The following is a 12,969-nucleotide window of genomic DNA, read 5'->3' on the forward strand; positions in this document are numbered from 1 at the left end:
ATATGAGCTTAAGTTCAATCGAGTTATTATACACCCGTAGGCTAAATATTGACAAGTGAAAAATCTCAATAGTTCGCAAGAGTTTTACAGTCGAAAGGAATGGTTTTTACCAAAAGATGGCTGATGATGATTATTAGACAGATAACGATAGACTCGCTAACATTGAGAAAGAGAAGGAGGGTAGGCATGTTCAAAAATGTAAATTCAATAAATGATTTAAAGAGAATAACCTATTTGTTCATCTTACCCGGCTTATTGGTGGCAGCTATATCCACTTTACTATTACAAGTTGCGACTCGTAATTACTCGCTACAGTTTTATTGTACTATTATATTTATGCTTTTTTATATTACCCTATGGATCCTTGCATATAAAAGGCATCCATTCGTCTTGTTCGAAAAATTTCTTATCGTCATAATTGGATGCTATTATGTTGTTACGATTTTATTTGAAGTTCTTCTAAACTATCAAACAGGAGAAAACGATGCGTTAAGTATTTTTACAATTTGGTATCCATTATTTATGATGTATATTTTTATGGTGCTTCCCAGAAAGTCTGCATTGTTTGCTTCCATTGTAGTCGTTGCTCTCCCATTCATTCCAAGTGTGCTATTGTATGGTGGCTTACATGATGGATTCCGAGATTCATTGCTTCAGTTTTATGTTGCATCTATTATTTATATCGTCATTTTGTTTGTCGCTCAGTCAATAATCAATTCATATATAGAAATCAAAGCGGTTGAGAAGCAATTTTATGTCGATCAGCTGACTCAAGTCGGAAATCGCCATCAAATTGATATTTGGCTAAAAGATTTATTACATGAAACGGTTAAATTAGGAGAAGTGTCAGTCGTCTTTTTTGATATTGATTTTTTCAAACGTGTGAACGATCAATTTGGCCATCAAGCAGGCGATGAAGTACTAAAGGCGGTTGCCCAGATCGTCCGACAGCAGTTGTCTGCTGAACAGCATATCGGCAGATGGGGAGGAGAGGAGTTCATTGTCCTTCTCAAGGAACCTGAATGCATTGCGTATGAAATTGCCGAAAAATTACGATTGGCAATTGCTGCGCATGACTTTCCATATGTTGGACAAGTAACAGCAAGCTTTGGTGTGACAAGCAATATGGAAGGCGATACCGCGGGAACGATTTTGTTGCGTGTAGATAAACGATTGTATTTGTCGAAGGAAAAAGGCAGGAACCGAGTAACGGGCAAGATTGTAACTTGATTGGCATTTATAGTATTGCTCTATGAACATATTTGGATGCATGATGGTTTAATGGATATACGAGTCAGGTTTTCTCTTTTTATAAGAGGGAAAGTACTTTATACTGATTGTGGCACTACATTTTCGAATGGAAAGGAAACGTGGGCATGAATCTTGTATACCAAGGGAAGACAAAGGATGTATATAAGCTAACAGATGGCAATGTTTTATTGAAGTTTAAGGATGATGTAACCGGGGAAGATGGTGTATTTGATCCCGGCGCCAACACAGTAGGATTGACGATTGAAGGGGCGGGGAAATCAGGACTCCGCATGACGAAATACTTTTTTGAGGAACTGGAAGCAAAAGGTGTTCCGACACATTATATCGATGCGGATTTGGACGAAGTATCGATGACGGTGAAGCCTGCAACCGTGTTCGGGAAAGGGCTGGAAGTTATTTGCCGCTTTCGGGCAGTCGGTAGTTTCTTGCGCAGATACGGCGCCTATTGTGAAGAAGGGCAACCGCTTGATGCTTTCGTCGAAGTGACAATTAAAGATGATGATCGCAATGATCCGCCAATCTCGCAAAATGCTTTAGAAGAGTTACGTATTTTAACGAAGGATGAATATGAAATTTTAGAAGCCTTAACGAAAAAAATCTCCCGAATTGTAAAGGAAGATCTATCTGCAAAAGGGCTTGATTTATACGATATTAAGTTGGAGTTTGGTCGCGATGCATTAGGAAATGTCATGCTGATCGACGAGATTTCCGGAGGCAATATGCGTGTATATAAAGATGGTCAGTACATAGCGCCGCTTGATCTTGAAAAGTTGTTATTCGATTAAATAGAACCGCTGTTCATTCCAAAGAAGAGGAATGCGCAGCGGTTTTCTCGATTTTCGCTGAAATGGAAAATGAAAACCACAGTGTTAGTAGTCCAAGTGAAATGATAGCAATGATCAAGTAAAACAGCGTTGCGTTCCCGTTCATCCCAAGTTCATCGATGACTGTGCCGTTCAGTAAACCTAATTGAAAAGCAATGAGGACAGGTAGGATGGATGTACAATAGAGAAGAAAGCGGTTGGCAAAAACGAATCGATTTTTCATGATGAACAGAATGGTAAGAAGTTGACCTGCAATGATCAGAACTGCAATAGCAATGAACATACTATGAATATTCATGAAGTTCCCTCCTTTCGCTATATGGACGCCCCGGGTAGGAATAAGTTTCCACTCATAATTTGCTTAACTTTAGGCAAACCTTGGCAAGAGAAATGATTGAGGAGGAATATATGTGAATAAAAAGTGGTTAATTGCCGTCATTGCAGTTTTTTGCATAGTCGCAGCCGGATGTGGGAAAACGAATCAAAAATTACCGGTCAGTGGTGAAAAGGTGGAGACGATCGTCTCACAATTACTGGATTCGGCAGGCAAGCAGATTGGTGAAGTGACTTTGACGGAAGATAGGGAAGGCGTTACGATCAATGTACAGGCTGAAGGATTGCCTCCCGGCGAGCATGGCATCCATATCCACGAAACTGGTGTATGTGAAGCGCCGAGTTTCGAATCTGCAGGCAGCCATTTTAATCCGACTGGAAGAGAGCATGGATTTGATAATCCAAAAGGTTTCCATTTAGGTGATTTGCCGAATATCGAAGTAGATTCAGAAGGAGTCGTTTCAATGAAATTGACGACTGAAGAGATTACATTGAAACGCGGTGTTGAAAACTCCGTTTTGGATGAAGACGGCAGTGCAATTGTTATCCACGAAAAGCCGGACGATTATAAAACAGACCCAGCAGGAAATTCAGGTAATCGAATTGCTTGCGCAGCAATTACGGCGAAACAATAAAAGAATCCGGCTCGTGCAATAGGTGCGCGGGCCGGAATTTTCATTTAAGGCTTTAAAATTACTTTAATGCAATCATCCTCGTGCTCGTAAAAATGTTTGTACGCGGCAGGAGCCTCCTCCATCGGAACGACATGAGTAATAATTTCTGTCGGATTGAATTCGCCTTTTGAAATTTGATCAAAAAGCATTGGCATAAAATGGATGACAGGAGCTTGACCCATTTTTAACGTAATGTTCCGTTCAAACAGATGTCCAAGAGGAAACATATTGTAGAGCGAGCCGTAGACACCGGTCAACTGGATTGTGCCAAATTTGCGGACAGCTTGATGGGCGATTTCAATTGCGCTTAATGTTCCGCCTTGCAGTTTCATTTTTTGCCCGACTTTCTCCGCAATGTTTTTCTTTCCATCCATGCCTACACAATCGATGACGATGTCTACTCCGCCGCTCGTCAATTCTTTAATATGCGCTCCCATATTGTCATACTCATCGAAGTTGAAAGCTTCTACTTTGTTCATTTCCACAGCATGCCTCAGTCGATATGGAACGTGATCGATGGCGATTACACGTTTTGCGCCTTTCATCCAAGAAAATTTTTGGGCCATTAAACCAACTGGTCCACAACCTAAAACAGCTACAGTATCCCCTTGTTTTACACCGGCATTTTCTACACTCCAATAGGCAGTCGGCAAAACATCAGACAAGAACAGAAGGGCTTCATCCGGCAATTCACAAGACTCAGGAATGACAAAAGGTGTGAAATTCCCGTAAGGAACGCGTAAATATTCAGCTTGTCCACCTGAGTAATCCCCGTAGCGCTCCGTGAATCCGAAATAACCACCCGTATCCACATGTGGATTTCGGTTCGAATGATCGCATTGGCTTTCCATTTGATGCTCACAATAAAAACATTGTCCACAAGAAATATTGAACGGAATGACGACACGGTCGCCTTTTTTCACTTTCGTCACATTCGGTCCGATCTCTTCAACGATTCCCATCGGTTCATGGCCGATGACGTAATCTTTATAGGTCGGCAAAGCTCCTAAATAAATATGCAAATCAGATCCGCAAATGGCGGTGGATGTAATTTTGACGATAATATCATCCGGTTTTTCGATTTTCGGAGCATCCACCTTTTTCACTTGGATGTCTTTCACACCTTGGAATGTTACAGCTTTCATTGAATCCCTCCTCATAACTATATCCCTTATAATTCCCCGCAATAGTAGATATAGTCGTGAGAAATGGAAAGAATCATTTTAAATAAAAGTTTTCCGTGTAGTAGGGCTGAGACTTTTCATTGAAAGCAACTCCGATGCCTAAATGGCTATAGTCTTTTATTAAGATATTATCTCGATGGCCTTTTGAGTTCATAAGACCTTCGTGGGCAAAAATACTGCTCGATTGGCCGTATGCTAAGTTTTCCCCAGCTTTGCGGAAGGAAATATGATCCTCTTTCATCCGGTCAAATGGGGATTGTCCTTTCAAATTATCATGGGCGAAATAATCATTGATCGCCATATCCATACTATGCTTGCGTGCTGTTACGGAAATTGTGTCGTCCCATTGCAAAATAGAACGTCCATGCCTAACGCGTGCAGCATTCGTTAAATCGAACAGCTGCTGTTCGAAGCCGTTACGCAAAGAGACGTCTCCTTCCGCGTACATGCCGACTTTTTTATGCTCCAAAGTTGTCGTCACTAACTGGATTGCTGTGACGGTATCTTGCTCGTGAAGATCATAAAACACATAAGCGTATAGATCGCCTAATTTAAATAAGTCCATTCCTTCATTTTCCTGGAATACAAAGACGTTTAACCCTTTTCGGATTTCTTTTAACGGTTCTCCCAATGCTTCCCGTACTTCGGGTTTCGGTGTGCCGTATTGAACGCCGCTTTTTGAAGAAATGAGATCGTCATTCGTATAAATCGCATTCACTTTCCACTTTTCATCAAATGAGATCATAACGAAATTTTGATAGTTTTCATGATAGGTGAACCATTCTGTACCGTATTCATTCATAGAATGACTTTGCGGTTCACCTAATTCGGATTTTACTTGCTCTTCCGTAGAGCCGATTTCAATATTGTGAATGGAAAAAGCTGAGTGATCAGGTGCTGATAAGGAAGGCTTATCCACTTTTTTAGGAATGAATTGTTCCACTTCAGCTGTTTTAGAAGTCAAGAAAGAAAATAGTTTATCCATCGTTGTACGAATCGAGCTCATTGTTTCTGACATCGTTTCTTTAGTAAATGTTTGATCCACTTTATCTTCAACTGAATCTAAGAATGAAAGATCGATGTATTTTGAAACGGGTTCCTCCCATAATGGTTTTGCGATATAGAGTCCTGCTATGAATAAAAGAAATATAAATAGTCTTTTCACGGGATCGCCTCCTCTCTTTCATTGTACCCGCAAAGGCTGCGATGAATACAGCATATGCTTCAGACATCCTATATACGCACGGTTGTCCGTAAGAGTTTCAGGCAGGAGGAAAAGACGGTATACTGATAGGACAATGATGGAACGGAGAATGACTATGACATTATCGAAGAAAATGAAAAATGCGCTTGTAATAGAAGAAAACGAGCCGCTGTTCATCTGCCCGAACTGCGGATTGGATATGAAGCTTATCGATCGGGCAAGCCTCGTTTGCGGGAATGGTCATTCATTTGATTTGTCGAAGAACGGCTATGTCAATCTGTCGCCGCAAGCACATGCGACAAAGTACGATCAATCTTTGTTCGAGGCGAGGACTGAAGTGATGCGGAGCGGATTTTTTGAGCCGGTTATTGAGCAGATCGTTTCCCGGTTGGATGCGCAGTTCGAAAATCGGGAACGGCCACTTCTTTTGGATGCTGGTTGTGGGGAGGGCACGCATTTATCGATCATTCATTCCCGGTTGAAGGGCAATGCAACAGGAGCGGGAATCGACATTTCGAAAGAAGGGATAATCGCCGCAGCAAAAAATTATCCAGGTTATGTATGGAGTGTGGCAGACCTTGCGAATTGTCCATTTCAAGATGGCAAATTCGATGCCGTATTAAATATATTATCTCCTGCGAATTACGCAGAATTTGGACGTATTCTATGTTCGGACGGCTATATGATGAAAGTTGTACCGGAGAGCAAATATTTGGTGGAATTACGTGAAATCTTTCATGACGGTGAGAAAAAGGAGGATACGAATTTTTTAGAATGTTTCAGCCAATATTTCGATGAAGTTGAAACAGAGCAGATCACTTACCGTTTTTCATTGTCAGAATCATTATTAGCTTCGCTTATTCGCATGACGCCGCTAACATGGAATGCTGATGAAGCGAAAATTGGACAGGCAATGCAAGCCGGTTTGCATGAAATGACAGTCGACTTAAGAATTCTTTCTGGCTATAAGAGGCGTCATTGACGAGAGGAGCTGTGTTGGATGTTTGGTGGAATTAGCGCAATTCCAAGTTGGTTTTATATATTGGCGATTGTAGTTGTAATTTTAATTGTCGTTTTTATTGAATTTAAAACGAGATAGGGGAGATTTCATTGGCTGAAAAGAAGGGCAAGCGGCAAAAGCCGAAATTGTCGGCAGAGCATGAACGGATGAACATTGAAGATATTTGGGGAAAGGATCGCTTCGTTGAAAAGGTCCGTTTTGAAGGGGGAACGGTGTATGGGGGAGAAGAGGAACGGTTCGTTTTCGATGATTGCTTATTCAAAGATGTGTCTTTCTCAAGTGCTGAGATGAAAGGTGCAGAATTTGTAGATGTCGTTTTTGAACGATGCGATTTTTCGAATGCGGTATTTGAAAACGCAGTGTTCCGCCGATGCGAAATCATTCATTCCAAACTGACAGGCGCAGATTTTTCAAGTGGAAAATTGGCCCATGTTCTTTTTACGGAATGCGAAGGACGTTATATGAACTTCAATTTCTCGGAGTTGAAGGAAGTGGATTATACAGATTGCAATTTGACGGATTCCGACTTTTACGAGTGTAATTTTGCACAAGTTCGTTTTGAAGGCTGCAAATTAGAGAACAGCAATTTCTCAGAAACGGATTTGGAAGGGGTCGACTTATCCGGAAATACATACGATCGCATCGAAGTGAGCTTGCCGAAAATCGCGGGCTGCATCGTCTCCAAAGAGCAGGCGATCGGGTTTGCACAAGTATTGGGTTTAATGGTGAAAGAAGATTGATGGTATACTAAAATCACTTTGAAACAGAAAGCGTGGCAAAAAATCGATGTTAACATTCGAACAAAAACAAAAAATTATAGAAGAGACATTCCCGGAACTTTCGAAGAAGGAAGTGTCCATGAAACGGCTCAACTACCATTATGAAGAGAGTTTGTACGAAAAAACGGTCGTCGTTCAGCATTTGCATCCGAACGGCAATGGCTTCGTATATGTGGAAGGCATTGAAGGATACGAACCTGATGGACGCGGCCTCGTCAATATCCGGGAAGCGACCGAAGAAGAATTGATTCAAACGATAAATGACGCAATCCATGCATTATCGACTGAAGAAGAGGAAGAGGAACCGCTTGAAGAAATCTGGCAGAACGCCGAAGGACAAAAGCTAACACTGCTTGAGGAAGACGGGTTCTTCAATGTTTACCACGGCTACAACCTCGAAGATGGCTTCGGAGACTACGAAGAAGCGGTTGACTATTTACACGGAGAAAAGTTTGAACGCATCGTAGGCGGAGGTGATAAAGAATGAAAGGCAGAACGCTCGTCATCGGCCTCGTCCTGTTCGTTCTGATTATCGTAGCAGTCATCTACTTCGCCATGATGGCGCAATTTGAAAAAGATGAAAGCGGAACAACAGTGGAGACAGTGATTGTTGATTGAAAGTGGGGTTTCGGCGCGCATTCAGACGTTGAGTCTGGATGCGTTTTTGGATGTGGTGTGATATTGGGCAGTTGTGGTAATACATTGGGGGGCTATAAGGTAGGATCGTGCGGAATGCTGCCTGGGATTGGGCGGTTGAGCAAGATACCTGATCGTATTGAATGATTGTACTGAAGTATCGGGCAGGCACCTCATCAGAGCGGTTGTTATGCAACATCGAGATCGATGAAGATTTTGCCCAGTTGCAACGCTATTTATCGCAATCAATTTCAAGAAGTATTCCAGTACATATAAAAAAACCACTTTCCGAAGAAAGTGGTTTTGGAATGTAAAAGTTAAATTAGTTTTTAACAACGTTAGTTGCTTGAAGTCCACGTTGACCTTGTTCGATTTCGAAAGTCACGTCTTGGCCTTCTTCAAGAGTTTTGAAGCCGTCGCCTTGGATAGCGGAGAAGTGTACGAATACATCGTCGCCATCTTCACGTTCGATGAAGCCATAACCTTTTTCTGCGTTAAACCATTTTACTTTACCTTGTTCCATGTTTGTTTCCTCCTCGTGCACTAATGGCACATTGTGTTACTATCCTTGCTCAAGTCTTGAAGCGGTCAAGCGATGAATCGTGACCATCACGCCGAACAAAAATAATTCTCCTTTATCATAGCAGAGCTCTTTTCTCAATGCAAGCAAAAAGATTTAAAAAAATATGTCTAAGAGCTGATAGATGATCGCAGCTAATGTAGCTGAGATCGGCAATGTAATAATCCATGTCATAACGATTTTTTTTGCGACATCCCACTTTACGCCTTTAACGCGTTGTGCCGTACCAACGCCCATAATGGATGATGAAATGACGTGAGTCGTGCTGACTGGCAGATGGATCAATGTAGCACCGAAAATGATCATTGCTGAGTTCAAATCCGCAGCTGCGCCATTGACAGGCCTGATTTTCATAATCTTTCCGCCGACTGTTTTAATGATCTTATAACCACCGATGGAAGTTCCGAGCCCCATTGCCGTAGCGGCAGCTATGCGGACCCATAGTTGGATGTCATCACCGGTTTGCAAGTTTGCTGCAATCAATGCCATCGTAATAATCCCCATCGCTTTTTGCGCATCATTCGTACCGTGGGTGAATGATTGCAGCGCGGCAGTTCCGATTTGCAAATAGCGGATTCTTTTATTTGCTTTAAACAAATTCCGGTTTTTTAACAAAACCTTGAACAGGGACATCATGAGAAAACCGCCCGCTATTGCGATGAACGGGGATAGTATAAGGGCTTCCATAATTTTCAGGAAACCGCCGTAGTTTAAAATTCCAAATCCGGCTGCAGAAATGGCAGCGCCTGCGATTGAACCGATCAAGGCGTGGGAGGAACTCGAAGGAATTCCGTAATACCAAGTGATTAAATTCCAGGCAATTGCCGAAATGAGTGCAGCTAAAATAACTAACGATCCATTATCCAATACGAACGGATCAACGATATCTTTTGAAATTGTCTTTGCAACACCAGTAAATGTTAAGGCGCCTATGAAATTCATGACGGCAGCCATGTAAATCGCTGTACGTGGTTTTAACGCCCGCGTTGATACGGATGTCGCAATAGCGTTCGCCGTGTCGTGGAAACCATTGATGAAATCAAATGCCAAAGCAAAAACGACAATTGCTATCGTTAAATACAATACCATATCCATAAAAAAGAGCTCCTTACGCGTTCCGCATAATTATCGTTTCAATTGCATTTGCCACGTCTTGACAATGGTCAGCAATGTCTTCTAATAGTTCATAAACGTCTTTGAACTGGATAATCCGAATCGGATCCTTTTCACGGATAAATAGTTGTTTAATGGACGTACGAAGGACTTCATCGCAAATACGTTCATATTCTTTTATCAAAACAGCGTGATCGCGCATCGCAACCAACTTCTTCCGCGAAAGCAATTCCATCGCCTTCACGATTTCATCCGAACTTTTCACGATGTTATCCATGAATTTTTGTACGTATTCATCGATATCAGTAAGCGAAAACATTTCAAGATTTGCGGAAAAATGTTCGATGCCATCAAGGATATCGTCCATTTTAATTGCTAACTGTAAAATATCTTCTCGCTCAATAGGCGTCATAAATGAAGTGTTCAGCTTCGAAATGAGGTCATGGATCATGTCATCTCCAGTCGTCTCATACTCCTTCAGCCGAATGCTTACTTCCTTCAAGTCTGCAACTGAAGTCACTTTAAAATCATTTGCATAATGCATAGCTTCTCTTACATGCTCAGCAATCGACAGCAGTGCAGCGAAAAAAGGATCAGTTTTACGTTGACTAAACATCTTTCTGCCTCCATCCGTTTCCGGAATCAAATTTCAATGTACCTATCATAGCAAAAATCGACAAAGATAAATACAAATTTAAACACATGATTGTAAAGATAATGTGACAAGAATCGTAAAAAAATTTCATAGAAAATTGAAACTTAACCAGAAGCCATTCGTATATAAATTTAGAAGGTAACTTACTTCCTGCGAAGCGCGCTCGTATGGAATTGGAGGTGAAGATATGGAGCTGTTCGGCATGCCGGTTGTGAACGTCTATTTGACAGTTTTGATCATTGCGGGGTTGGCAACGGTATTGTATTTGTTTTTCAGCGACATTACAGAAGGAATTGGCGAAGCTAGCCCGCTGTTGGATCCAGCAGTTATTTTGGCTTTTATTACTTTTACATCTGCGATTGGATATATTTTGGAAATTGCAACGAAATGGAACCATGCACTCATCTTGGTTATAGCAGCAGGGGTTGCAGCCGCATTGGATTTCCTTTTGTACTTCTTCGTACTCCTACCTTTAAAGTCCGCAGAAGTCTCATTGGCCTATACGGATGATTCTTTGACAGGGCAAGTAGGAAAGGTGATTGTTCCGATACCAGCCGATGGTTATGGGGAAATTGTCATTGACACTGTCAATGGAATCATTTCAAAGCGAGCGGCGGGTTATGAGAATCAAGAGATTGATTACGGGAAAGAAGTATTGATCATTGAGGTAAAGGAAGGGACGTTTATTGTAAAAGAATACGAGCCTTTCCGTTTTAAGTAATTATTCAAAAAGGGGGAAATAAAGATGCCAGGAATTTTTATTGTCATCGGGATTGTCGTATTTATTCTGTTAGCAATCGTACTTGTTTATATTTCCAAGTACAAAACAGTTGGCCCGGATGAGGCATTAATCGTTACGGGTAGTTATTTAGGAAGCAAAAATGTACATACGGATGATTCGGGCAATCGGGTGAAAATCATCCGAGGCGGCGGTACATTCGTATTTCCGATTTTCCAACAATCAGAGCCGCTAAGCTTACTTTCAAGCAAATTGGAAGTAACGACGCCCGAAGTGTATACGGAGCAAGGTGTACCGGTTATGGCGGATGGAACTGCCATCATTAAAATCGGTGGATCCATTTCTGAAATTGCAACAGCAGCAGAACAATTTTTAGGCAAATCGAAAGAGGATCGTGAAAACGAAGCAAAAGAAGTTTTGGAAGGTCATTTACGTTCTATTTTAGGATCGATGACAGTAGAAGAAATTTACAAAAATCGTGATAAGTTCTCGCAAGAAGTTCAACGTGTTGCGACACAGGACCTTGCAAAAATGGGATTAGTCATCGTTTCATTTACAATTAAAGATGTTCGGGATAAAAATGGATACCTTGATTCATTAGGTAAGCCTCGAATTGCGCAAGTGAAGCGTGACGCAGACATTGCGACAGCAGAAGCGGAGAAAGAAACACGCATTAAACGGGCGGAAGCAGATAAGGATGCACAGCGTGCCGAATTGGAACGCGCGACAGAAATCGCAGAAGCGGAAAAGGAAAACCAATTGAAGGTTGCCGAATATCGCCGCGAGCAAGATGTCGCAAAAGCGCGCGCAGACCAAGCGTACGAATTGGAATCCGCACGTGCGAAACAAGAAGTAACTGAACAAGAGATGCAAGTTCGAATCATCGAGCGTCAAAAACAAATTGAATTGGAAGAAAAAGAGATACTACGCCGTGAAAAACAATACGATTCAGAAGTGAAGAAAAAGGCGGATGCGGACCGTTATGCAATCGAACAAAATGCAGCTGCTGATAAATCTCGTCAATTGGCGGAAGCAGATGCTGAGAAATACCGTATCGAAGCGCGTGCAGCTGCCGAAGCTGAAAAGATTAGGCTCGATGGTCTAGCGAAAGCCGATTCACAAAGGGCACAAGGTGAATCCGAAGCAGATGTTATCCGCATGAAAGGTCTTGCAGAAGCGGAAGCAAAACGAAAAATTGCGGAAGCCTTCGAACAATACGGCCAAGCTGCTGTGCTCGATATGATCGTCAGGATGATCCCTGAATACGCGAAACAAGTTGCAAGCCCACTTTCCAACATCGACAAAATTACAGTCGTTGACACAGGCGGTGGCGAAGGCGGCGGTGCCAATAAAGTCACTTCCTATGCCACAAACCTGATGTCAACATTGCAAGAATCATTGAAAGCCTCATCAGGTATCGATGTAAAAGAAATGATGGAAAGCTATGTAGGCAAAAACAATTTACGCCCAAGTATCGACAACTTAACAGAAGAAATCCGCGCCTCCAAATCAGAGACGGCTGCTGAAGAAGAATAATAAGCAATCGACACCCAAACCGCTTGGCGGTTTGGGTGTTCAGCTTGTTGACAAACGCTCGCATACTGCGTTGCTCGTCTCGCTCGTCCCCTCATGAACCTAAGTTCTATTCGGGTCTTCGCTCGACTTCGCGCCTTGTCTGACAAGCGTTTTCAAGCCAAGCTGGGCAAACACCTATCTCATGACTACAAACCTTATTTATAGCACTGCAATAAGTTACGCCAGTAAAATGGTCAGTCGCGCTAGTATTCTACGATGCCCCGCCAGAAGGTAAGCTCTTGCGCCAGAAAATCTCCTCATAGCGCCAGTACCCCTTTATTTCGAGCCAGAAACATCGCCCTTCACGCTAGTATCCATCCCCCCAAACACAACATCTTAAGAATATCTTCATTTTTATCCTCACTGTGCCTTAAGATTTT

At 42.1% G+C, this 12,969-nt stretch carries 15 protein-coding genes; 9 read left to right on the top strand and 6 right to left on the bottom strand.

Features of this window, described 5'->3' with window-relative positions; genetic code table 11:
- Nucleotides 1-186 precede the first annotated feature (186 nt).
- Both ACFQ38_RS10510 and ACFQ38_RS10515 read left to right on the top strand, forming a co-directional pair.
- The gene (locus ACFQ38_RS10510) at nt 187-1,230 is read left to right on the top strand and encodes a GGDEF domain-containing protein (RefSeq protein WP_336823824.1); all 1,044 of its coding nucleotides are present in this window, start codon (nt 187-189) and stop codon (nt 1,228-1,230) included.
- 146 nt (nt 1,231-1,376) lie between these two features.
- Nucleotides 1,377-2,057 carry a phosphoribosylaminoimidazolesuccinocarboxamide synthase gene (locus tag ACFQ38_RS10515; RefSeq protein ID WP_381480706.1) on the top strand — a complete coding sequence of 227 codons (681 nt, stop codon included), beginning with the start codon at nt 1,377-1,379 and terminating at the stop codon, nt 2,055-2,057.
- Nucleotides 2,058-2,070: 13 nt separating this feature from the next.
- Here ACFQ38_RS10515 and ACFQ38_RS10520 read toward each other — a convergent pair whose 3' ends face one another.
- Entirely contained in the window at nt 2,071-2,394 is a 324-nt protein-coding gene (locus ACFQ38_RS10520) for a hypothetical protein (RefSeq protein WP_336823822.1), read from the bottom strand.
- A 112-nt stretch (nt 2,395-2,506) separates the two neighbouring features.
- On the opposite strand from ACFQ38_RS10520, the gene ACFQ38_RS10525 reads away from it, so the two are divergent.
- Nucleotides 2,507-3,064, top strand: a complete 558-nt coding sequence (locus ACFQ38_RS10525; RefSeq protein WP_381480708.1) for a superoxide dismutase family protein — start codon at nt 2,507-2,509, stop codon at nt 3,062-3,064.
- A gap of 44 nt (nt 3,065-3,108) precedes the next feature.
- Here ACFQ38_RS10525 and ACFQ38_RS10530 read toward each other — a convergent pair whose 3' ends face one another.
- Together ACFQ38_RS10530 and ACFQ38_RS10535 are read right to left on the bottom strand one after the other, a co-directional pair.
- Nucleotides 3,109-4,248 carry a zinc-dependent alcohol dehydrogenase gene (locus ACFQ38_RS10530; protein WP_336823820.1) on the bottom strand — a complete coding sequence of 380 codons (1,140 nt, stop codon included), beginning with the start codon at nt 4,246-4,248 and terminating at the stop codon, nt 3,109-3,111.
- Nucleotides 4,249-4,321: 73 nt separating this feature from the next.
- The gene (locus tag ACFQ38_RS10535) at nt 4,322-5,452 is read right to left on the bottom strand and encodes a CAP domain-containing protein (protein ID WP_381480710.1); all 1,131 of its coding nucleotides are present in this window, start codon (nt 5,450-5,452) and stop codon (nt 4,322-4,324) included.
- A 154-nt stretch (nt 5,453-5,606) separates the two neighbouring features.
- Between ACFQ38_RS10535 and ACFQ38_RS10540 the strand changes: the two genes are divergently transcribed.
- From ACFQ38_RS10540 to ACFQ38_RS10555, 4 genes are all read left to right on the top strand, one after another.
- The gene (locus tag ACFQ38_RS10540; RefSeq protein WP_381480713.1) at nt 5,607-6,473 is read left to right on the top strand and encodes a methyltransferase domain-containing protein; all 867 of its coding nucleotides are present in this window, start codon (nt 5,607-5,609) and stop codon (nt 6,471-6,473) included.
- A 128-nt stretch (nt 6,474-6,601) separates the two neighbouring features.
- The gene (locus ACFQ38_RS10545) at nt 6,602-7,252 is read left to right on the top strand and encodes a pentapeptide repeat-containing protein (protein ID WP_336823817.1); all 651 of its coding nucleotides are present in this window, start codon (nt 6,602-6,604) and stop codon (nt 7,250-7,252) included.
- Between the two features lie 46 nt (nt 7,253-7,298).
- On the top strand, nt 7,299-7,778 hold the full coding sequence (locus tag ACFQ38_RS10550) for a hypothetical protein (protein WP_336823816.1): 480 nt from the start codon (nt 7,299-7,301) through the stop codon (nt 7,776-7,778).
- Complete coding sequence (locus tag ACFQ38_RS10555; RefSeq protein WP_336823815.1) at nt 7,775-7,909, top strand: hypothetical protein; 135 nt, start codon at nt 7,775-7,777, stop codon at nt 7,907-7,909. Before ACFQ38_RS10550 ends, ACFQ38_RS10555 begins: the two co-directional genes overlap by 4 nt.
- Nucleotides 7,910-8,249: 340 nt before the next feature.
- Here ACFQ38_RS10555 and ACFQ38_RS10560 read toward each other — a convergent pair whose 3' ends face one another.
- The 3 genes from ACFQ38_RS10560 to ACFQ38_RS10570 form a co-directional block, all read right to left on the bottom strand.
- Entirely contained in the window at nt 8,250-8,450 is a 201-nt protein-coding gene (locus ACFQ38_RS10560) for a cold-shock protein (RefSeq protein ID WP_336823814.1), read from the bottom strand.
- A gap of 153 nt (nt 8,451-8,603) precedes the next feature.
- A complete protein-coding gene (locus ACFQ38_RS10565; RefSeq protein WP_336823813.1) occupies nt 8,604-9,602 on the bottom strand; it encodes an inorganic phosphate transporter in 999 nt (332 codons plus the stop codon).
- A gap of 13 nt (nt 9,603-9,615) precedes the next feature.
- Complete coding sequence (locus ACFQ38_RS10570; protein WP_336823812.1) at nt 9,616-10,236, bottom strand: DUF47 domain-containing protein; 621 nt, start codon at nt 10,234-10,236, stop codon at nt 9,616-9,618.
- Nucleotides 10,237-10,462: 226 nt separating this feature from the next.
- Between ACFQ38_RS10570 and ACFQ38_RS10575 the strand changes: the two genes are divergently transcribed.
- Together ACFQ38_RS10575 and ACFQ38_RS10580 are read left to right on the top strand one after the other, a co-directional pair.
- On the top strand, nt 10,463-10,996 hold the full coding sequence (locus ACFQ38_RS10575; RefSeq protein WP_336823811.1) for a hypothetical protein: 534 nt from the start codon (nt 10,463-10,465) through the stop codon (nt 10,994-10,996).
- A gap of 24 nt (nt 10,997-11,020) precedes the next feature.
- Nucleotides 11,021-12,550, top strand: a complete 1,530-nt coding sequence (locus ACFQ38_RS10580) for a flotillin family protein (protein ID WP_336823810.1) — start codon at nt 11,021-11,023, stop codon at nt 12,548-12,550.
- Nucleotides 12,551-12,969 lie beyond the last annotated feature (419 nt).

Origin of the sequence: Sporosarcina contaminans, assembly GCF_042679045.1 — a bacterium.
GTDB lineage: Bacteria > Bacillota > Bacilli > Bacillales_A > Planococcaceae > Sporosarcina > Sporosarcina contaminans.

What these genes read in the sequence shown, in the direction of transcription:
- ACFQ38_RS10520 (WP_336823822.1), bottom strand. Translation starts at nt 2,394, where the DNA reads ATGAATATTCATAGTATGTTCATTGCTATTGCAGTTCTGATCATTGCA.
- ACFQ38_RS10570 (WP_336823812.1), bottom strand. Translation starts at nt 10,236, where the DNA reads ATGTTTAGTCAACGTAAAACTGATCCTTTTTTCGCTGCACTGCTGTCG.
- ACFQ38_RS10580 (WP_336823810.1), top strand. Translation starts at nt 11,021, where the DNA reads ATGCCAGGAATTTTTATTGTCATCGGGATTGTCGTATTTATTCTGTTA.
- ACFQ38_RS10510 (WP_336823824.1), top strand. Translation starts at nt 187, where the DNA reads ATGTTCAAAAATGTAAATTCAATAAATGATTTAAAGAGAATAACCTAT.
- ACFQ38_RS10515 (WP_381480706.1), top strand. Translation starts at nt 1,377, where the DNA reads ATGAATCTTGTATACCAAGGGAAGACAAAGGATGTATATAAGCTAACA.
- ACFQ38_RS10565 (WP_336823813.1), bottom strand. Translation starts at nt 9,602, where the DNA reads ATGGATATGGTATTGTATTTAACGATAGCAATTGTCGTTTTTGCTTTG.
- ACFQ38_RS10555 (WP_336823815.1), top strand. Translation starts at nt 7,775, where the DNA reads ATGAAAGGCAGAACGCTCGTCATCGGCCTCGTCCTGTTCGTTCTGATT.
- ACFQ38_RS10530 (WP_336823820.1), bottom strand. Translation starts at nt 4,248, where the DNA reads ATGAAAGCTGTAACATTCCAAGGTGTGAAAGACATCCAAGTGAAAAAG.
- ACFQ38_RS10550 (WP_336823816.1), top strand. Translation starts at nt 7,299, where the DNA reads ATGTTAACATTCGAACAAAAACAAAAAATTATAGAAGAGACATTCCCG.
- ACFQ38_RS10560 (WP_336823814.1), bottom strand. Translation starts at nt 8,450, where the DNA reads ATGGAACAAGGTAAAGTAAAATGGTTTAACGCAGAAAAAGGTTATGGC.
- ACFQ38_RS10575 (WP_336823811.1), top strand. Translation starts at nt 10,463, where the DNA reads ATGGAGCTGTTCGGCATGCCGGTTGTGAACGTCTATTTGACAGTTTTG.
- ACFQ38_RS10540 (WP_381480713.1), top strand. Translation starts at nt 5,607, where the DNA reads ATGACATTATCGAAGAAAATGAAAAATGCGCTTGTAATAGAAGAAAAC.